The sequence below is a fragment of the Prosthecobacter sp. genome, assembly GCF_044232965.1.
Lineage (GTDB): Bacteria > Verrucomicrobiota > Verrucomicrobiia > Verrucomicrobiales > Verrucomicrobiaceae > Prosthecobacter.
The window spans coordinates 76,842-96,840 of the sequence record NZ_JBIIKX010000018.1; the positions used below are offsets into that span (position 1 = coordinate 76,842).

The 19,999-nt window shown below is 60.1% G+C and carries 14 protein-coding genes; 5 read left to right on the forward strand and 9 right to left on the reverse strand.

Annotated features, from left to right (window positions below; genetic code table 11):
• Nucleotides 1-879, reverse strand: a complete 879-nt coding sequence (locus tag ACILSI_RS10105; RefSeq protein WP_395721754.1) for a haloacid dehalogenase-like hydrolase — start codon at nucleotides 877-879, stop codon at nucleotides 1-3.
• A gap of 87 nt (nucleotides 880-966) precedes the next feature.
• Nucleotides 967-1,866, reverse strand: a complete 900-nt coding sequence (locus ACILSI_RS10110; protein WP_395721755.1) for a TIGR01777 family oxidoreductase — start codon at nucleotides 1,864-1,866, stop codon at nucleotides 967-969.
• Nucleotides 1,867-1,947: 81 nt separating this feature from the next.
• Between ACILSI_RS10110 and ACILSI_RS10115 the strand changes: the two genes are divergently transcribed.
• Both ACILSI_RS10115 and ACILSI_RS10120 read left to right on the forward strand, forming a co-directional pair.
• Complete coding sequence (locus ACILSI_RS10115) at nucleotides 1,948-5,013, forward strand: tetratricopeptide repeat protein (protein WP_395721756.1); 3,066 nt, start codon at nucleotides 1,948-1,950, stop codon at nucleotides 5,011-5,013.
• A gap of 153 nt (nucleotides 5,014-5,166) precedes the next feature.
• Nucleotides 5,167-6,588: a serine/threonine-protein kinase gene (locus ACILSI_RS10120; protein WP_395721757.1), complete on the forward strand. Its 1,422-nt coding sequence runs from the start codon at nucleotides 5,167-5,169 to the stop codon at nucleotides 6,586-6,588.
• 1,699 nt (nucleotides 6,589-8,287) lie between these two features.
• On the opposite strand, the gene lipA is transcribed toward ACILSI_RS10120, so the two are convergent.
• The 3 genes from lipA to ACILSI_RS10135 are packed head-to-tail and all read right to left on the reverse strand — an operon-like array spanning nucleotide 8,288 to nucleotide 11,274.
• Nucleotides 8,288-9,190, reverse strand: coding sequence for a lipoyl synthase (lipA, locus tag ACILSI_RS10125; protein ID WP_322282171.1), 903 nt, complete (start codon nucleotides 9,188-9,190; stop codon nucleotides 8,288-8,290).
• Between the two features lie 55 nt (nucleotides 9,191-9,245).
• Nucleotides 9,246-9,773, reverse strand: a complete 528-nt coding sequence (locus tag ACILSI_RS10130; protein ID WP_395721758.1) for a heavy-metal-associated domain-containing protein — start codon at nucleotides 9,771-9,773, stop codon at nucleotides 9,246-9,248.
• A 10-nt stretch (nucleotides 9,774-9,783) separates the two neighbouring features.
• Nucleotides 9,784-11,274: a DUF1501 domain-containing protein gene (locus tag ACILSI_RS10135; protein WP_395721759.1), complete on the reverse strand. Its 1,491-nt coding sequence runs from the start codon at nucleotides 11,272-11,274 to the stop codon at nucleotides 9,784-9,786.
• Between ACILSI_RS10135 and ACILSI_RS10140 the strand changes: the two genes are divergently transcribed.
• Together ACILSI_RS10140 and ACILSI_RS10145 are read left to right on the forward strand one after the other, a co-directional pair.
• Entirely contained in the window at nucleotides 11,273-13,873 is a 2,601-nt protein-coding gene (locus ACILSI_RS10140) for a M1 family aminopeptidase (protein ID WP_395721760.1), read from the forward strand. The two genes, ACILSI_RS10135 and ACILSI_RS10140, sit on opposite strands and share 2 nt — an antisense overlap.
• Before the next feature lie 5 nt (nucleotides 13,874-13,878).
• A complete protein-coding gene (locus ACILSI_RS10145) occupies nucleotides 13,879-14,250 on the forward strand; it encodes a metallopeptidase family protein (protein WP_395721761.1) in 372 nt (123 codons plus the stop codon).
• Here the strand turns inward: ACILSI_RS10145 and ACILSI_RS10150 are convergent, their stop codons facing one another.
• From ACILSI_RS10150 to ACILSI_RS10165, 4 genes are all read right to left on the reverse strand, one after another.
• Nucleotides 14,251-14,973, reverse strand: a complete 723-nt coding sequence (locus ACILSI_RS10150; RefSeq protein WP_395721762.1) for an RDD family protein — start codon at nucleotides 14,971-14,973, stop codon at nucleotides 14,251-14,253.
• A gap of 45 nt (nucleotides 14,974-15,018) precedes the next feature.
• Nucleotides 15,019-15,627, reverse strand: coding sequence for a recombination mediator RecR (gene recR / locus ACILSI_RS10155; protein WP_395721763.1), 609 nt, complete (start codon nucleotides 15,625-15,627; stop codon nucleotides 15,019-15,021).
• A gap of 193 nt (nucleotides 15,628-15,820) precedes the next feature.
• Nucleotides 15,821-17,107 carry an adenylate/guanylate cyclase domain-containing protein gene (locus ACILSI_RS10160; RefSeq protein WP_395721764.1) on the reverse strand — a complete coding sequence of 429 codons (1,287 nt, stop codon included), beginning with the start codon at nucleotides 17,105-17,107 and terminating at the stop codon, nucleotides 15,821-15,823.
• Nucleotides 17,097-18,779, reverse strand: a complete 1,683-nt coding sequence (locus ACILSI_RS10165) for an AAA family ATPase (RefSeq protein ID WP_395721765.1) — start codon at nucleotides 18,777-18,779, stop codon at nucleotides 17,097-17,099. The genes ACILSI_RS10160 and ACILSI_RS10165 overlap by 11 nt, the downstream gene beginning before the upstream one ends.
• A 259-nt stretch (nucleotides 18,780-19,038) precedes the next feature.
• On the opposite strand from ACILSI_RS10165, the gene ACILSI_RS10170 reads away from it, so the two are divergent.
• The coding region (locus ACILSI_RS10170) for a DNA-directed RNA polymerase subunit alpha (protein ID WP_395721766.1) at nucleotides 19,039-19,999 on the forward strand (961 nt) is incomplete at its 3' end.

Genomic DNA, 19,999 nt, shown 5'->3' on the forward strand with positions numbered 1-19,999 from the left:
TCAAAAATGCGGCGCTGACACCGTTCCGTCCTCAATCTCCTGGCGCTTCTTGCGCACGATGCCGTCGGCGATTTCGAGGACCATTTCCTCCAGCAGCAAGCGCAGGTGGCTGCCGGGGCGGTAATCGGCCGGCGCGATGTGTTTGACCCGGTCGGCGATACCGGTGAGCTGATAGCATTTGCGGAAGCTGCTGCGGCTTGGCTCGTCAGGATTGTACACTGCCACGGCATGCCCGCCGTAGCGCTTCATGAGCGTGAAGCAGGGCACGTCTGTCGGGCCGTCGCCCACATAAATCATATGTTGGAACGGGATCGGTCGTAGCTCCGGTGCCATGTGATCGTTCACGTCCTCGTGCGGCTCCAGCATGCCTTTGTTGATGCGGAAAATGTACTGCGTCTTCGTCGTGTGGCTGATCACGCGCTTCGGGAAGGTGATGCGGCCGTTTTTGTCCTCGCCGAACTCGCAGCCGAAGATGCGCTTGATGTGCGGCGCGAGCGCTGATCCATCGATCAACGCCTTCAGGCCACTGGAGACGATGTAGTGCTCGATCTTCACACCAAGCAGGCGGTGCTGGTCATTGAGCACGGCATTCAGCTCCCCGAACAGCTCAGGGACCCCTTTGTAAAAGCACAGTTTCTCACCCAGCTTCCGCAAGTCCTCATTCGTAGGCCGGTCCATGTCCAGGTAGTCCAGCATGCACTTCAGATAGGCCAGCTCACCATCGTAGCCTTCGGTATCGACCAGTTCGCGGCTGCGTTTCCAGAACTGCCCCGGATTGATCCCGAAGTGCGGGAACAGCGTCTCATCCTGCATGTAAGTCGGGCTGAGCGTCTGGTCGTAATCGTAGATGATGCCGATGGTGGTCTGCTGGGAAGCCATGGTGGGAGTTTGCGATGGTTGGCTGTGGTTGGCAATCGTTTGCAGTGGTTTGAAACAATCGCCAACCACGGCGCACCATTGCAAACCTCAGACCAGCGCCTTGAACGCGCCAGCGAGTGTCGGATGCTCAAAACCGTAGCCTATCTCTGTCGCAACGCGAGGAATCACGCGCTGCCCGCCCAGCAGCATCTCCTCCGCCATGCCGCGCAGCAGCAGCTTGAGCACGAAGGCGGGCGCATGGAAAAAAGCCGGGCGTTTCAGCGCGGCGGCCAGTTTGGCGGTGAACTCCGCGTTCGTCACCGCCCCTGGTGCGCACAGGTTCACCGGGCCTCTCACCGTCTCGGTCTCAATCGCCTTCAAAATGATCCGCACCGCATCCTCGACGTGGATCCACGCCATCCACTGCTTGCCCGATCCGAGCCTGCCGCCGAGTCCAAGGCCAAACACACGCTTCAACAGCGGAAACGCCCCGCCCGTAGGCCCCAGTACCATGCCCGAGCGCAGCAGCACCACACGCATGCCCAGCGTTTCAGCGCTCAGGGCGGCCCTTTCCCAGCCAACGCAGACATCCGCCAAAAAGCCCTCTCCACGCGACGAATCTTCATCCACTGGCTCATCACCGCTATCACCATAAAATCCGGCACCTGAGGCACAAACCAGAACCTTGGGCCGGTTCTCCGGCTTCCACGTCGCCAGATGCGCTACGAGCGCCGCCGTAAAATCCACTCGGCTTTGCCAGATGCGTTTCCGCTTCTCCGCTGTCCACAGGCCCATCAGTGACTCGCCTGAAAGATGAACCAAGGCGTCAAGATTCGTCTCAGGCAGCGCGTGCGGCACATTTCCAGACTGATACAGCGTCTCTTTCGAGATCAGGACAAACGAACCCGCCTGACGCGTGTAAGCGATCACATCATGCCCGCTGTCTCGCGCCAGTAGGCCAAGATGCCTGCCAATAAACCCAGTCGCTCCTGTGATGCCTATACGCATGTTTGGTATACGCTTCGAACTTTCTCTGGTTTCGTCAATCTCATTGCCAAAGCAGAGCGACGCTCCACCTTCCGCCCGCCGATGAACTTTGCATCCGACGATCCTCCCGCAGATTCTGACGCAGCCATCCCGGACGATCTGGCAACTCTCCGCGTCACATCTGCTTCGCCTGTGGTGATGCCCGATGGCATGCAGACCATCGCCGTGGCGAAGCCGGTGGCGGCTCCACCTTCCGAGGTCACGATGATGGGCGCGAATCCTGACTCGGCTATTCCCTTTGTGTTTGGCAGGCAGATCGCCAAGGGCGGCATGGGCGCGATTCTGGAGGGGGAGGACTGCAAACTCGGCCGCGCCATCGCGGTGAAGGTCATGCTCGATGCCAATGCCAGCGACGACCAAGCGCGGCGCTTCGTGCAGGAGGCCGCCGTGCTGGGGAAGCTGGCGCATCCGAACATCGTGCCGGTTTACGACCTCGGACGCGACAGCGAAGGCGCGCTCTACTACACCATGAAGCTGGTGAAGGGCCGCACGTTGCAGGACATCCTCGATGATCTGCGGCGTGAGAACAAAGAGGCGCTGGAGCACTACACGCTCGACCGCTTGCTCACGATCTTCCGTAAAGTGTGCGACGCGCTGGCCTTCGCGCATGCCAGCAACATCATCCACCGCGATTTGAAGCCGGAGAATATCATGGTGGGTGAGTTCGGTGAGGTGCTCGTCATGGACTGGGGTATCGCGAAGATTTTGGACGGGAGAGCGGACACTCCTGTGCGCTTTGATCCCGATCCAATCAGCAGAGAAGAGTCTCCGCGCTCCTCTACCGCCTCCCTCACTGCCACGATGGACGGCGCGGTGATGGGCACGCCGAATTACATGAGTCCCGAGCAGGCGATGGGGAAGGTCAACGAGATGGATGCACGCTCGGACATCTTTTCCCTTGGTGGTATTCTTTATGCCATCCTTACGCTGCGGCCACCGGTGGAAGGCAGGGATGTATGGGAGGTGCTGGAGAAGGTCCAGACGGGGAACATCACCGCGCCAACGATGTTTGGAGCCACCACAAGCCAAGGCAAACGAAGCGCGAAAGGTGCCGTGCTGGAGGCCAAGAAGATGACGCCGCTGCCGCATGTTACCGGTGGTCGTGTGCCGAATGCCTTGTCAGCCGTGGCGATGAAGGCTCTGACTCTGGACAAGGCGAAGCGCTACCAAAACATCGCCGCCTTCAGCGCAGACATTGAGAAGTTTCAGGGCGGGTTTGCCACCAGTGCGGAGAATGCGGGGCTGACGAAGCAGCTCGCGCTCCTCATCAAGCGCAACAAAGGCATCTTCACCACCGCAGCGGCTGCTTGGCTGCTCATCACCGCGCTCGGCGTGTGGTTTGTGCTTCATCTGCAAGCGAAGGAAAAACGCGCGACGCAGGCGGAGAAGCGCGCCACTGACACGCTGGTCGAAGTGGCCGCCCAGCGCGACGCGAAGGATCAGGCACGCCAGGACGCCGAGGCCATCTCCACTTTCCTCACTGAGGTCTTCCAAAGCCCGGACCCGACGCGCAACGGACGCACCATCACCGTGGCCGAGACGCTCGATACCGCTGCCAATAAGCTGGAGAAGGATCTTGTGGATCAACCCGAACGCCGCGCTGCTCTGCAAGCTACGCTGGCTGGGACTTACGCAGCGCTCGGCCTCTATCGGGAGGCTATCCCGCTGCAGAAGGAAGTGCTTGATCACTACGTCGCTAACCGTGGTCAGGAGGACCCCAACGCACTCTCAGCGATGAACAACCTCGCGCAGTCCACCTACCACTCCGGACACTTTGATGAAGCTCTCAAAATGCGCGAAGCGGTGCTGGCGCTGCGCCGCAAGGTGCTCGGCCCGGAGCATCCCGACACGCTGAACACGATGCATTACCTTGCCTTCTCCTACCACAAGGCAGATCTCGGGAAGAAGGCGATCGCCATGCTTGAAGAAGTGCTCGCATCGCGCCGCAAGGTTTTGGGTGCGGAGCATCCCGATACGCTCACGACCATGCATTTCCTCGCCGATGTTTATCAGAGAAATGGTCTTCGGAAGGAGGGCTTCCATTTGTTTGAGGAGGTGCTGGCGCTGCGCCGCAAGGTGCTCGGCCCCGAACACCCCGACACGCTCATGACCATGCACTACCTGGCGCTCACCCCTGCAGGCTTTTGGGATCCATCGCTCGGCCATCCGGGGGATACCCGCAAGATGCTTGCAGACTTGCTGCCGCTGCGTCGCAAGGTGCTCGGCCCCGAACACCCCGATACGCTGATGACCATGTTTTACCTCTCGGTCAAAACCAACGGGGCGGAGGGGCTCAAGATGCGCCAAGAGGTGCTGGCGCTGCGTCGCAAGGTGCTCGGCTCGGACCATCCCGACACGCTCTTTGCCATGAACAATATGGGCAAGATCCTCCTGGAATTTGGGCGGAGGGAGGAGGCGATCAAACTGCAAGAGGAGGCAGTGACGCTTAGCTGCAATCTGTTTGGTCTGAAGAACCGCAACACCGTCGATGCGGCGAGCACGCTGGCGAATTCCTATAAGGCAATGGGTGACACGGCAAAAGCCAATGCCATCCTGCCCGAACTCTTCAAGACCATCGCAAAACCATTCTGGGCAGATCACGCCACCGACCCGCGGGTGGCCCGGCTTTATGACGGCGGCTTGAAGCCCCCCGACCTCCAGAAGGAACAGGATGGCACATGGTCGGTGTCTCTCGGCAGGGTGAAGAACCTCAGCGATGTGTCGGTCCTTCAACTGGCACCACCCGTCAGCAAACTGGACCTTTCCTCCACAGCCGTGACCGATCTAAAGCCTCTCGCAAAGCTGCCAATCCAGCAACTACGTCTTAACTCGACCCCGGTGACCAGTCTGGCTCCACTGCGCGGGATGCCGCTCACCATGCTGGGGCTGGCAGGTTGCACGAAGATCACCGACCTCACGCCTCTCGCAGATTGCCGGAAACTGACCGCCCTGACGCTCCCGCCAAACGCCAAAGACATTGAGTTCCTCCGCAGCCTGCCCCAGCTCAGACGTCTGAGTTACGAGCCTGACCCGATCGACAGCTACCGGCCCGACAAGACCGCCGCGGAGTTTTGGAAGGAATACGACGCCAAGAGACTGGAGCAGTGAGGTGGGCTCGGCCGTTCCTCTCATTGCCAAAGTATCTCCCCATGTCAGAATCGGTCCGTTCTCGCAGTGCCTATGACTGAGCCCACGCCTTCTATCAATGCCCCAGGCTTGTCAATGGGCGACAATTTGCAAACCATCGCCGTCGCGAAGCCAGTGGCGGCTCCGCTGCCCGAAGTGGCGGTGATGGGCGCAAATCCCGATTCCTCCGTGCCCTTTGTGTTCGGTCGGCAGATCGCCAAAGGCGGCATGGGCGCGATATTGGAAGGGGAGGACTGCAAGCTCGGCCGCACCATCGCAGTAAAGGTCATGCTCGACCCACATGCCAGCAGCGAGCAGGCGCGCCGCTTCGTTCAGGAGGCGGCGGTGCTGGGAAAACTGGAGCATCCCAACATTGTTCCCATCCACGATCTCGGACGCGACAGCCAGGGGGCGCTCTACTACACCATGAAGCTGGTGAAGGGACGCACGCTTCAGCACATCCTAGATGATCTGCGCCAGGAGAACCAAGAGTCACTGGAGCACTACACGCTGGACCGACTGCTGACGATCTTCCGCAAAGTGTGCGACGCACTGGCCTTTGCGCATGCCAACCACATCATCCACCGTGACTTGAAGCCGGAGAACGTGATGGTCGGCGAGTTCGGTGAGGTGCTGGTCATGGACTGGGGCATCGCGAAGGTGCTGGGCGATCCAAGGAGCGGCACTTGCCAAGTGCCGCCAGCCAATGAAGCGGGACTTGGCAAGTCCCCCGCCTTGGGCACCGATTCCCTCACCGCCACCATGGACGGCGCGGTCATGGGTACGCCGAACTATATGAGTCCAGAGCAGGCGATGGGCAAAGTGAACGAACTCGACGAGCGATCCGACATCTTCTCCCTCGGCGGCATCCTGTATGCCATCCTCACGCTGCGTCCACCGGTGGAGGGCAAGGACGTGTGGGAGGTGCTTGAGAAGGTTTCGACCGCCGACATCACCGCACCGACGACGTTTGGTGCCACCACTGGTCGGAGCCAGCCTCACTCGAAGCGTGACATCGTCGCAGCGAGGCTGATCAAGCCTCTGCCTCATCTCAGAGGGGGACGTGTTCCTGTCGCGCTTTCTGCCGTGGCAATGAAGGCGCTCACATTAGACAAAGCGCAGCGATACCAGAGCATTGCCGCGTTCAGCGAAGACATTGAGGCGTATCAAAACGGTTTTGCTACCACCGCAGAGCAGGCCGGCGCATGGACTCAGGCCCTGCTTTTCATCAGACGCCACCGTGCTGCCTCGGCAGGAGCGGCCCTGGTGATGCTCGTGGGCGGCGTCCTTGGCGCCAAAGCTCTGGTCGAGGGGCGGCGTGCCGAACTGACGCTCACGGAACTGCGAGGCACCGCACCGCTGTTTGCTGCTCAATCGCGCATCCTTTTAAGCGAGGGAAAAATCGACGAGGCATTTGGAAAAGATCGGCTACGCCGTCAAGCTGCGTCCGGGCAGCCCCGACTACCAGCTCGACAGAGCACATCTTTTGCAATCCACCCACAACTTGTCCGAGGCTGCTGCGACATACAGCCTGGTTCTCGCGTTGAGATCAACTGACGAGTCGGCAAAGCTCAATCTCGATCTATGCGGCAAGTTGATGGCAGAAAAAGGCTCCGCCTCCAAGCTGCCCTTGGCTGCCGAGAATCGCCTGCTCGACTCGCTGATTGCTCAAAAACGACATTTGGAGGCGGCACCTCTTTCCGCCAGGCTGAACCGTACCGCTGAAACGGCTTTGGCAACCATCCTCGCAAAGCTCGCTCAATACACCCGTCAGCAGGCATGGAATCAAAATCGTCTGCACCAGAAAGGTGAAACGTTCGAGTTGAATATTTCGCTTTTGGAAACGAACGACCTCTCGGCGCTCCGAGGACTGCCGATCTCCAAACTCTTCATAGGCTCAACCCCCGTCAGCGATTTGAGTCCCCTCGCTGGCATGCCACTGGAAGAACTCGAGGCGCAATACACAAACGTCTCCGACCTTTCGCCCCTGCGCGGCATGAAACTGCGACGGCTCAATCTAGCGAGGACACGAGTTAAAGACATCAGCCCGCTTGCTGGCATGCCAATTCGGTCATTGGTGCTGGAAGGCCTCGGATTATCCGATTTGAGTGTCTTGAAGGGCATGCCACTGAACACTTTGAGTGTCCTGTCAAATAGAGGTGTGACCGACCTTTCCCCTGTCTCGGACGCACCTTTAGAATACCTCATTATGGGTTTCACTGGTGTCTCTGACATTAGGCCGCTCCAACGGATGCCCCTCAAGACACTCGCGATGGATTTTTCCCAAGTTCAGGATTTTTCCCCGCTTCGGGGGCACCCCACACTCGAGCGAATATCCCTGCCATTCGGCGTCTCCGACATCGAGTTTCTCGACACCCTTCCACGACTTCGTGAGGTATCTCTGCAACCTTATGGCAGCGCGCTCTCGGAGCCATTTACCACGACCGCCTTTTTCGCACGCTATGGCAAGAGGACTCCGGTGCTGAGGGATGCTTGGAACGCTCTCGCAGCCATGGGGCTGAAAGAGATGCCAGTGCGTTCAGTTGAACTGCACCCTCAGCGGGGACTGATGCTGCACCTTCACTCACCCCCACCCGAGGATTTGAGGCCGCTGCGACAGCTCCCCGTCTCACATCTGGGTATCAGTGGAACCCCTTCCCGGCTCAGAGACCTCAGCCCTTTGCGGGGCATGGCGATCAAAACGCTCACCATCCCCAACATCATCGGTGGTGATATTACTCCACTAATGGATTGTCTCGAACTTGAAGAGTTGTTCATGACCAATCCAAGCGTGTTCCCTGACTTTCAGAAGCTTCGCTCCCACCCTCGTCTGCGCAGAATCTCCACACGTTTTGTGAACGGACATCCCGATCAAACCGCCGAGGAATTCTGGAAAGAGTACGATACGAAGCAGGCGGCGGAGAAGAAGTGAGGCGCGAAATTTCAGTATCATGGTGCCGTTTCGTAACCGGCCCGCGAATTGGCACGGGTGGCGATGCTTAACGCGATGGCAAGCAGGCCAGTAATAATGGCGAACATCTTTTTCATGGCCGTGATGCGATTGGAAACGTGCAACAGGCTGGTTTTTCCAGGATGCGGAAACCAAAACGACCGTCCATTCAACAATGGATATGTGAGTGAATGAAATTGGCTGCTATTTCTAGGTCAAAGGACTAAATTCGCCATGTATTCAGCGGAGAGAGACAGCCGTGCTAGCCGCCATCTCGTTTGAGCATCCCCAGCCTCCTGGCGTCGGTTACTCCAAATCCAGCTCCGGCTTGAAATCCGAGGCGTGATACGAGCTGCGCACCAGCGGTGCGCTGGCCACATGGCGGAAGCCTTTTTTCAGGGCGATCTGCTTGTAGTTCTCAAACGTGTCCGGGTGGATGTACTCGATCACCGGCAGGTGCTGCGCGGAGGGGCGCAGATACTGGCCCAGCGTCAATACGGTCACGTCATGCTCGCGCAGGTCGTCCATCGCCTGAAACAACTCCGTCTCCGTCTCGCCAAGGCCGAGCATGAGCCCGCTCTTCGTGGCGCATTTCGTGCCAAGTTCCTCCGCCATCGCCTTCGCGCGCTTCAGCACATGCAGACTGCGATGATACATCGCCCGGCTGCGCACCAGCGGCGTCAGACGCTCCACGGTTTCCAGGTTGTGATTGAAGATGTGCGGCCTGGCCTTCATCACCACTTCCAGGGCGTCGTCCTTGCCGTTGAAGTCGGGAACGAGAATCTCAATCGTGATCGTCGGCACCGCCTCGCGCACGGCTTCAATCGTCCGCGCAAAATGCTCCGCACCGCCGTCTTTCACGTCATCCCGCGCCACGGCGGTGATCACGATGTGGTTCAAGCCCATGCGCTTCGTCGCCTCGGCCACACGCTGAGGCTCGTCCGCTTCCAAAGCGAACGGTTTGGCCGTTTTCACCGCGCAAAAGCCACAGGCTCGCGTGCAGCGGTCCCCCGCGATCATGAACGTCGCCGTTCCCTGGCTCCAGCACTCCCAGCGGTTCGGGCATTGCGCCTCCTCGCACACGGTGTGCAGCTTCAGGTCCGTGATCAGCCCTTTGGTGCTCCAAAACTTCGGATCACGCGGCAAAGTCACGCGGATCCAGTCCGGCTTTTTGTCGCGGTGCAGGGCGGGGTCGATTTTCGGGGTCATGGGGGCCGCATGCATCGCAAATTTGGGCGCAAATGCAACGCCTTTGCCCGCCTTCCTACAGCGCCTCCGACTCCAGGGTAAAAGCGAGCCCCAAGCTGGTTTTCAACGCGGCGCTGAACTCCGCCAGACTCCAGCCCTGCGGCCCGGTTTTTTTCTCATCGGCCTTCAGCGACAGAAAGTGGATCTCAAACTCGCCCTTGGCCTGGTTCACCGGCTTGACGGTGATCCAGTCCTTCCACCGACTCAAAACCGCATCCGCCTTCGCGGCATGCTTCGCATACTCCGGCAGGCGCAGCTTCAGCGCGGCGAGATACGGCATCCCATGCAGCGGATAGGCCTCCCGCACCGCCTGCGCGATCTGATGCTCGCTCACCACCTGGGGATCAAAGGTCACATTGGCAAAACTGTCGATCACCTGCACCACCGCCACATCTGACACGCCCTTGGTCTCTCCCACCGACTGCTGCACCGCATACACACAGCTCCCGCACTCCACGCCTGTCACATAAAACGTCCGCGTGACCGGCTCCCCGGCGTGAATCAGTGAGGCAAAAGAAAAAAGAGCAAAGACAAGGATGCGCATGAGAAAAAATTCAAACTAGACCGCGAATCGGCTCGCCACGCGTGAGCACGTTCAGCAAATTCGGCGGCAGACCGTCGGTGAGACGAGCCTCGCCGACATCAACGAGCGTGTGCATGATCGTGGCAATCAAATCGGGGATCGTGATCGGTTCGGAAGCAGGCTCACCGCCGTTCCGCGCCGACTGGCCGATGACCTGGCCCATCTTCAAACCGCCGCCGTAAATCATGAGCGGTGCGAGTCCACCCCAGTGATCGCGACCGCCTTTGGCATTGAGTTTCGGCGAGCGGCCCATCTCGCCGCAGCAGACGAGCATGATCTTCTCGCTCAATCCGCGTGCTTCGATGTCCTCAATCAAAGCGGAGACGGCGTGATCAAACGGACGTCCAACGTAGTCCATGCCAGTGCGGCAGGGGGCGTTGTTGTTGTCCGCGTGCATGTCCCACACAAAGCTCGTGGTGACGGTGACAAAGCCGCAGCCGTGCTCGCACAGGCGGCGGGCCATCAGCAGCAGCTTGCCGAGGGTGGCGGCGTTGTCAGCGTAGTGCTCGCGGTTGTTCCACTGCGTGCTGATGCGATCCTTCGGCAGCAGTTTGGAGGTGTCGTAGCGCTCGATGAGACGCGGATCTTCCTTGGAGAGATCAAACGCGTCCGACACGCCACGCCGCAGCACATCGAAGGCGAGGGATTGAAACTCCGACATGCCGCCGACCGACTCGCTGGCATCCATGCGGCGCTTCCATTGATCCAACGAGGTCAGGAGCGTGCGGCGGTCATCGAGCCGGCCTTGCGGCAGGCTCAACGTCATGTCCGCCTGCGCACCGCTGCCCGCACCAGGCACGAAGGGCTGATAAGTGGCCCCAAACTCGCCGCTGGAGGTGAAATCGCCGAATTTCTTGATCACCGGCCCTGCGGCCGATGAAATCGCCTGAGGAAACAACGCCACGTTGGTCGGCATCGCGCTGCCCTTGCGCAGCGGACCGGCGATGCGCGAGTAGAGCGAGCCGACATTCGCCTTCAGCGTGTCTTTGCCGACGATGGTCTTGATGTCGTGAACCGCATCGCCCGTGACGAAGGAGCGCACGATGCTGAACTTGTCCGCCAGCTTCGCCAGCCGCTCAAACGTGCCGCCGAAGGTGACGCCAGGGAGCTTCGTCTTGATCTCGCCCGTCACACTGCGGATCTCCGACGGTGCGTCCATCTTTGGATCAAACGTCTCGAACTGCGATGGCCCGCCGTGCATGAAGAGGAAAATGACCGACTTGTCCTTGAGCAGCCGCTTCTGCGAGGCTCCGAGCGCCTTGAGTGCCATCATTTCACTCAAACCAAGCCCGCCCAGCCCCAGACCGCCAATGCGCAGGAAATCACGCCGCTGAAGGCGTGACGATCCCTGGCTGTGGTCGGAAAAAGTGAGCATGACGAGGCCAATACGCGACCGCAGGCGCTGTCCTTCCGGTTTGTTCTTGCCATGCCAGCACAGGCCGGGGATGCTCGCGCTCATCATGCGCCCTCACCATCTCCTTCTCGCCGCCGCATTGCTCGTATCGAGTGCTTTTGCAGACTCCTTCGATTGCCGGCATTGTGAGAAGCATCTGCTGCCGCAGCCGATCAAGATTATCGCAGGTCGGAAGTATGCACGAGACCGTCGCGTCGATGTTTTGCACCTGAAGCTCGATGTGACGCCGGATTTTGTGAAGCGCACGGTCTCCGGCACAGCGACGATGCGCTTCAAGCCCATCGCGCTGCCGCTGGCAAAGCTGGAGCTCGACGCGGTGGATTTGAACATCTCCGAATTGAAGGCCGAAGGCGCGAAAGTGGCCGAGCATGAGGTGACGAATGAGAAGCTTGTCATCACTTTCGCCTCCGCCATCGCACCCGATGCCGAGATCACGCTCACGGTGAAGTATTCGGCGCAGCCGGAGCATGGCCTGTATTTCCGCACGCCCGAGATGGGCTACAAGTCTGGCGACACACAGGTGTGGAGCCAGGGTGAGGCGGAGCTGCATCGCTTCTGGTTCCCGAGCTACGACTACCCGAACGAGCGCTTCACCAGCGAGGTCATCTGCCATGTGCCGAAGGGCATGCAGGTCGTCTCCAACGGCACGCTGCAAAGCGAGAAACCCGGCGCTGCCGGTCTCGTGACCTTTCACTGGCTGCAAAACCAGCCGCATGTGAACTACCTCATCGCCCTGGCAGCAGGACACTTTCACAAGCTGGAGGACAGGGCGGGCAAACTGCCGCTGGCGATGCTGGTGCCGCCCTCGCATGCCGCTCAGGCGGCGAACGCGTTCACCGACACGCGGAAGATCATCGAGTTTTACCAAAAGGAGATCGGCGTGCCCTTCGCGTGGGACAAATACTGGCAGGTCTATTGCCTCGATTTCCTGGCCGGTGGCATGGAGAACACGAGCTGCACCTTTGAAGCCGCCGACATGCTCTTCAACGCAGACACAGAGGAGTTGCGCACCCTGCATCGCCTCGACGCACATGAAACCGCACACCAGTGGTTCGGCGATCTCGTCACCTGCCGCGACTGGGCGCACCTGTGGCTGAACGAGGGCTTCGCCAGCTACTACACCATCCTTTACGAGGAACAGAAGCTCGGCACGGACGCGATGAAATACTCGCTCTGGCTGGAGGCGCAGGAAGTTTTCGGCGCGAACGACACACGGCCCATAGTCTGGCGTGATTACGGCGATCCGATGCAGCAGTTCGACAATCGCGCGTATCCCAAGGGCGCGTGGGTGCTGCACATGCTGCGCAGCCAGCTTGGACCCGATTTGTTCCGCAAGTGCATCAAAACGTATCTCGAACGCCATCGCAGCGGCATCGTGAGCACGGATGATTTGCAGGATGTCGTCGAGGAGGTCAGCGGCCTGTCGTTCGATCAATTCTTCGATCAATGGCTGCACCACGGCGGCGAGCCCGAGCTGAAGATCGACCACACTTGGGATTCCGCCGCCAAACTGGCAAAAATCACCGTGCGCCAGACGCAGAAGCTCAGTGAGCAGGTGCGCCTCTTCCGCGTGCCGCTGCCGGTGAGCTTTCACGTCGCCGGGCAGAAGGAGCCGCTGCGTTTCACGATGGATGTCAGCAAGGAGGTCGAAGATTTTCACTTCGTCGTGCCTGCACAGCCTGAACTCGTGCGCATCGACCCAGATTACACCGTGCTGGCCAAAGTCAGCTTCACACCACCCGGCCCCATGCTCGACGAGCAGCTCGAATCCGATGTGATCGGCCGCCTTCTGGCTGTGCGGACGCTGGATCGCAAACACATCGCCAAACTCGGCCAAATCCTGCGTGAGGACAAATTTCACGCAGTGCGCAGCGAAGCCGCCAAAGTGCTCGCGAAGATCGGCGAGCCGGAAGCCCGGGCCGAATTGATCACCGGCAGCGAAAATCAAAAACACGCTGCGACACGCAAAGCCGTCGTGCAGGCGCTCGCCAGCCTTCACACGCCTGAGTCCCGCGAAATATTGTGGAAGATGGCCCAGAGCGAGAAGAACCCCGCCATCCTCGCCACCATCGTCGAGACGTGGAGCGCGCGACCCGGCGAGCCAACGGTCAGCGAGGCTTTGAAGAAGCATCTCGCCGCCTCCAGTTACCAAAGCACCCTCGAACTGGCCGCCATCAAAACTCTGCGTGCTCAGGATGATGAATCCGCCGTTCCCGCCGTGCTCGCACGACTGCAACAACCGCACGAGTTACGCGGGCGCGATGCCAGCACCGCCTTCGACGCGCTCGCCTTCCTCGCACGCCGCCCCACGAATGCGAATCGCGATGCTGTGCGCGATTTCCTGGCCGAAAAACTCAGTGATCCACGCCGCGACTGGCGCGTGGCCGCCGCGAAGGCGCTCGGCACGCTGCGTGATCCGAAAGCGCTCGGCCTGCTCGATCTTATGCTCGCCATCAGCAGCGGAGACCGCATTGATCCGGTGCGTGAAGCCTCTGCCAAAGCCGCGCAAGACATCCGCGCCGGTCTCGAAAGCCCCGCTGACCTGAAAAACTTGTGGGACCGCGTGCAGCAGCTTCAAAAGAAGTCCGAGGACCAGTCCAAAGAGATCGAAGCGCTCAAAAAGAAGCCGCAAACCGCGAAGAAGTAACTCACATGCGCTTTGAACGCCTCCAATCCGTCGCCACCAGCGTGGTGAAGTCCGCCCTGCTGGCCCTGCCCCAGGAAATTCGCGATGAAGCCGGCGGCTGCCGGATCGAGTTCTGCGAGATGGATGCGCTGATCGACATCGATGAAGATCTCGATCCCGATCTGCTCGGTCTCTTTGAAGGCAACGCCCGGTGTGATCCTCTGCCGGAATCGCCGGATGAAATGCCGCGCATCCGGCTCTTTCTCGACAACCTGTGGGACGACTGCAACGGCGACCTCCAAACCTACCGCGACGAGGTGCGCATCACCTTCCTGCACGAACTGGGGCACTATCTCGGCCTGGATGAGGACCAAGTGACCGAGCTGGGGCTGGCGTGATCAAGCCTCCGGCTTGTCCACGACGACGGTGGTGTCTGCAATCAAGTCATGCAGACAGCGCTGGTCCTCACGAAAGATAAAACAGGCGTCCACAATGCCATAAAGAGGCACGACGTTGTTGATGATGTAATTCACCACCGCACGCAGCCAGAAGGCCTTGCCATACCCGGCGGGCTGGCCGCTTGGGAAAGAGACGACACGAATGCCGAGCATGCGTTTGGCGATGGTCTGCCCATGCCTGCCCAGCCATACGGCATTCCACACCAGTAGAATCATCGAGGTCACAAATGCCGCAAGAAACCAATACAGCGAGGCGAGTGGAAAGTTCGTCTCGAGATTTCCGGCTCGATCCGCCTCTGCGATGGCGAAAATGCCTGGAATCATCGGCACAATCATGACGATCATCATGATCACCGTATCGATGAGCGCCGCGCCCAGGCGTGCCCCACGCGAGGCGAGATTGAGCCGGGGCATCATCGCCGCAGTCACGATGTTTGACTGCGGGGCGGCGTAGGGGTTGAAGGCAGGAGCGGAGGCGGAAACCTCTGCCACTACTGGAGCAACAGGCACGCTGAAACGTGAACCCAACGGCTGCCATTCCACCATGCCCTCTGTCCAAAACAGGTCATTTAAAAGAAATCGACCTGAGGCGACGCCGGATTGAACTTCTTGCTCGGTAAAAACACCGAGCTGCTGGCCGTCGCGTGCGATGTGGTGGTTCATGGAGGATTGGTGACCGCTCAGAAAGCGGCTGTCGAGAAAAAATCTTCACCCCATCTTCCGCCGACCATGCAATGCCTGGTAAAGTGTGAGCTCGTCCACATGGTCGAGATTGCCGCCCGCAGGCATGCCTTGGGCCAGTCGGGTGATGGCAATACCCGCCGGACGCAGCAGATCGGCGATGTAGCTCGCGGTGGCCTCGCCTTCGACATCGGAACCGAGGGCGATGATGACCTCCTCCGTGTGCAGATCACGCACTCGCTCCACGAGCGACTCCATGCGCAGGTCTTCAGGTGTGACGTTGTCGAGCGGCGACAGGCGACCGCCGAGCACATGATACAAGCCTTGAAACGCGCCGCTGCGCTCCAGCCGCAGCACATCGGCGGCCTGTTCGACGACACACAGCAAACGCTGGTTGCGGCGTGGATCGTGGCAGAGCAGGCAGGCGCTGTCGTTCTCGATGAAGAAGCCGCAGTCGGAACACGGCACGATGCGCTCCTTGGCCTCCAGCAGGGTGTGTGAGAGCGACGTGATGCGCTCATCCGGCATGTGCAACAGCCAGAGCATCAGACGCTCCGCGCTGCGCGGACCGAGGCCGGGCAGCGACTTGAGCTGGGCCACGAGGCGCTGGATGGCGGGTGGGTAGTCGATGCGCACGGCGGTATAAATTCCTCAGAGATGACTTCAGCGCCATGCCAAACAACGCGAATGACCGCGAATGAGCACGAATGACCGCGAATGATCAGCGGAGGGGATGCATTCGCGAAAATCCGCGGATATTCGCGCCCATTCGCGTTTTGAGTTCAGACTACCAGCTTGAGCCATGTGAATGATTCAAAAATGAGGGCGTTCAGGTAGCGGCGAGTTTGCGGGAGTGTTTGGGCGTTTCCTTTTCAGGAACGGCCTTTTCCTTCACGGCCGCCTCGACGCGCTCCATGAAGTATTTCAGCGGCGCGTCCTCGCGGTCCTCAATGGCGGCGTTTTTGAAGCTTTCGAGCGACTGCTTCAGGTCGCCCTTACGGTACTGCACCACGCCTTGCCAGAAGGCGTCTCGGGCACGGATGTCGGGCTCCGGCAGCGTGCCTTTTTCAGCGAGCAGCTCGTACACCTCACTCATCTGACTGGAACCGGCGGCGCAGACCATCTCCATCGGCCGCACCTCGGCGTTGTCCTTCACGAGAGCATAGGTGCGGGCGCTGATGAGCACCTGGCTGCCGTAGGCGGTGTTCAACACACAAAGCTGCGAGGCGAAGTCGATCGCATCCCCCACGGCGCTGAAGCTTTCGAAGTGGCTGACGCCATACAGCCCGCACACCGCCTGCCCGGTGCTCAAGGCCACGCCGATCTGCGCCTTCTTGCCAAAACGCTGCGCGATCTCACGCGTGAGCACCCCCATGTGGGTGCGCAGGATGGCGGCCACCTGCACGGCGTGCAGGGCATGATGCTCATCGACAAGCGGAAAGCCGAAAAACACGCGCACCTGCCGCGCGTCACTGTCATCCAGATAAGCACCACGGGCGATGAGGAACTCCGACACACTGCGCTGGAAATGCGTGGTCAGTTCTTCAAAGAACCTCGGCTCAACACCATTGGCCATTTCGACGTGATTGAGCAGACGGCAGGTCAGCACGGTGATTTCCCGGCGCTCCGTCATCTTCGCAGGATTGCCCAGGTCCGCCAGCTCCTCAAACAGCCGGGTGGAGAGCCGCCCCACAAAATACTCGCGCATCACATGACGGCGGTAGCCGTTCACCGTGCCGCCGACGGCGATGCCCGCGATCCCGGCGAACCACAGCGCCAGCGAGCCGGACACCGGCTCAAACAAAATGCCGCTCATGGCCATGACGCAGGCAAAGGTGACGGTGAGGAAGGTGCCGCCGAGCAGAAAGGCGAAACGCCGCCACTGTGAGAGCATCTCGATGCACACCCAGGCGCTGGCGAAGGCCATCACCGTGTAGTAGCCGTATTGCAGCCAGACCAGACGCTTCAAACCGCCCTGCGGCAGGATGAAACCACGCGCATACAGCCCCGCGAACCACTCTGCCGTGCTCTGGAAAAAGCCGAAGTGATACAAGGCCAGCAGCGGGATGCAGACGAGCACGCCGATGAACATGGCGGCAGCGTGATTACGATTCATGAGAAGTAGGTTCGGGGGTGATGTCGATGATGGTGGATGACGGCGCTTCAGGCCGCTGACGGCAGGCGCTGACGACGAGTTCGCTGACGAATTTGTCAGGATTCGCAATCGCATCGGCGGAGAGGGCGAAGCTGGTTTCCCCGGTGCTGCGGGTGACGAGTTTCAGGCCAAAGGGATAGTCTTTGAAGAGTTTCGCGCACATGGCATCGACGTGCATGCCCTCGCGCTGCGCCCTGGCGGCGATCGCGGCGATGGCGCTGCTGTCAAAGTCGAGCATGAAGCCGTGCTCACGCTGAAAACGCTCGGCGAAGGCCTTGATCTCGTCCGCATGCGCCGCGCCGAGTTCAACCGCAAAGGTGGCGGCCTCGGTACGGCAACGGGCGAGCACTTGCTCGGGATTTTTGACGAGAGCGCCGTCGATGAGCAGCCCCGGCAGGCCGAGACTGGGCATCTCGAATTTAAAATCACGTAGCACTCGCTCCCAGGCGGTGACGAGACCGCGCGCGCCGGTTTTTTCCTCCTCGGCGCGGCTGGCGATCTCCCGCAGCGCGTCGTCCTCAAACGTGGCCTTCACGCCATAGGCGGCGAATTCACGCTCATACTGGCGGATGAGGCTGCCCTCGGAGTTCTTCATGATCTGGAACATGTCATCCGCGCTGAGCGGATCACACACCACGCGCACTGGCAGACGGCCGATGAACTCGGCCTCGAAACCGTAGTCGATGAAGTCCTTCGTGCGTGATTCACGGAACAGATGCTCGATGACGGTCGGCCTCGTGTCTGCGGAGACAAAGCCGATGGACTTCCGGTTCGTGCGCTTTTCGATGATCTTGTCCAGGCCGCTGAACGCGCCGCTGACAATGAAGAGGATGTTACGCGTGTTCACCACCTCGCGGCCGGTGCGTCCCTTGCGCGTGTCGAACATCATCTGCATCTGGCTGCGGATGTCATTCGGCGCATAGAGCGGAACCTCGGTCTCCTCCATCAGTTTCAGCAGCGCGGTTTGCACGCCACGCCCACTCACATCGCGGCCCAGTTTCTCCGGCCCGCTGCTGAGCTTGTCGATTTCGTCGAGATAAATGATACCGTGCTCCGCCAGCTCGATGTCGCCGTTCGCCTTCGCCACGAGATCGCGCACGAGGTCGTCCACATCGGCGCCGACGTAGCCGGTTTCGCTGAATTTCGTCGCGTCCGCTTTCACAAAGGGCACACCAATGAGATCGGCGATGTGTTTGACGAGGTAGGTCTTTCCCACGCCGGTGGGGCCGATGATGATGACGTTTTGCTTCGAAAATTCGAGGCGCGGACCTGTTGAGCCGGATTCGCGGTCCTCCCTCAGCATCTGCGCATGGTGGTAATGATCACACACCGCTGTGGCGAGCACTTTTTTGGCCTCGTCCTGGCGGATCACGAAGCGGTCGAGGTGCGCTTTGATGTCCGCTGGCTTGTAGTGGAATTCGAAAGCTTCGCCATGGTCCTCCTCAGGCTCGCCCTCGGCTTTTTCGTCGCCGTCCTTCACCGGTCGTGCGCCGGGGCCCTCGACGCGGGTGAAGAGCACCTGGCCGCCAAGCGTGTTCTTAATGAAGTCCTCCAGCTTGCGAGTGACCTCTTCCGGCGAGGTCGGGGTCTTAGGCTTGTCAGTTTCGGGAGGTTCAGGCGTTGGATCGCTCATGTGGGCGCGGATTGTGAGCGAGGCGAGGCCCGCTGACAAGCGGCACGATGGCGCTTCGCAGGACCGCCGCACGCGCCCCTACCCGTTTTGGCGGTCGTTTCCAGGCCGCAAAATCCCGGTTGCATTCCCGGTTTCGACCTGCATTATCCACGCCCCTCGCGAGTTCCGCCCCTCAATTCGCCGTTGGTCTCCGTGCCTGCCTCTCTTCGAGATGCGCAGGATTCTCGCCCGGAGGTAACCCGGCCATATCACACACATCATGTCAGTTCGTCTTGCTCGATTCGAGATGCCCAGCCGCCTTGTCAAAAACGAGGCCTCGGCAACCGACACCTACGCCCAGTTCGTCGCCGAACCCTTCGACAAAGGATACGGCCACACCATTGGCAACTCCCTCCGCCGCGTCCTCCTCTCCTCCCTGGAAGGTGCCTCCATCACCTCCGTGAAAATCCGCGGTGCGGAACACGAGTTCACCACGCTTCCTGGCGTGCTTGAGGACGTCGTTCAGATCATCCTGAACCTCAAAAAAGTCCGCTTCAAGCACCACAGCGACGCCAAGGAGCCACGCCTGCTCTCCATCTTTGCCGACAAAGAAGGCCCCGTCACCGCCGGTGATATCAAGGAAGACAATCACTACGAGGTCATCAACCGTGACCAGATCATCTGCACGCTCGACCGCAAAACGAAGTTCGAATGTGAGTTCGAGGTTCGCGTCGGCCGTGGTTTCTCCACTTGGGAGGAAAACAAGCGTCCTGACACCCCGATTGGCGTCATCCCGATCGACTCCATCTATAGCCCGGTCACCCGTGTGAAGTACGCCGTGGAAAACACCCGCGTCGGGCAGAACACCGACTACGACAAGCTGGTGCTCGACATCTGGACCGACGGCCGCGTGACCCCTCACGACGCCCTTCTTCAATCCGCCGCCATCCTGCGCCACCATCTCGACGTGTTCGTCAATTACGACGACAAGGCCGTCGAGTTCGAGGCCGCCCCGGAGGCCCAGAGCGAGGAAAACAGCGAGCTGCGCAAGCTTCTGAACATGAGCGTCAACGAGATCGAGCTCTCTGTTCGCGCCGCCAACTGCCTCAACAATGCAAACATCACCTCCGTCGGCCAGTTGGCCATGAAGACCGAGGGCGAGATGCTCCGCTACCGCAACTTCGGCAAGAAGTCCCTCACCGAGATCAAGGAAAAGCTCGCCGAGCTTGGCCTGTCTCTCG

Bases quoted from the DNA above. Each gene is read 5' to 3' on its own strand.
- ACILSI_RS10110 (WP_395721755.1), bottom strand. From the start codon at position 1,866: ATGCGTATAGGCATCACAGGAGCGACTGGGTTTATTGGCAGGCATCTT.
- ACILSI_RS10105 (WP_395721754.1), bottom strand. From the start codon at position 879: ATGGCTTCCCAGCAGACCACCATCGGCATCATCTACGATTACGACCAG.
- ACILSI_RS10160 (WP_395721764.1), bottom strand. From the start codon at position 17,107: ATGAATCGTAATCACGCTGCCGCCATGTTCATCGGCGTGCTCGTCTGC.
- ACILSI_RS10145 (WP_395721761.1), top strand. From the start codon at position 13,879: ATGCGCTTTGAACGCCTCCAATCCGTCGCCACCAGCGTGGTGAAGTCC.
- ACILSI_RS10150 (WP_395721762.1), bottom strand. From the start codon at position 14,973: ATGAACCACCACATCGCACGCGACGGCCAGCAGCTCGGTGTTTTTACC.
- lipA (WP_322282171.1), bottom strand. From the start codon at position 9,190: ATGACCCCGAAAATCGACCCCGCCCTGCACCGCGACAAAAAGCCGGAC.
- ACILSI_RS10135 (WP_395721759.1), bottom strand. From the start codon at position 11,274: ATGATGAGCGCGAGCATCCCCGGCCTGTGCTGGCATGGCAAGAACAAA.
- ACILSI_RS10130 (WP_395721758.1), bottom strand. From the start codon at position 9,773: ATGCGCATCCTTGTCTTTGCTCTTTTTTCTTTTGCCTCACTGATTCAC.
- ACILSI_RS10115 (WP_395721756.1), top strand. From the start codon at position 1,948: ATGAACTTTGCATCCGACGATCCTCCCGCAGATTCTGACGCAGCCATC.
- ACILSI_RS10165 (WP_395721765.1), bottom strand. From the start codon at position 18,779: ATGAGCGATCCAACGCCTGAACCTCCCGAAACTGACAAGCCTAAGACC.
- ACILSI_RS10140 (WP_395721760.1), top strand. From the start codon at position 11,273: ATGCGCCCTCACCATCTCCTTCTCGCCGCCGCATTGCTCGTATCGAGT.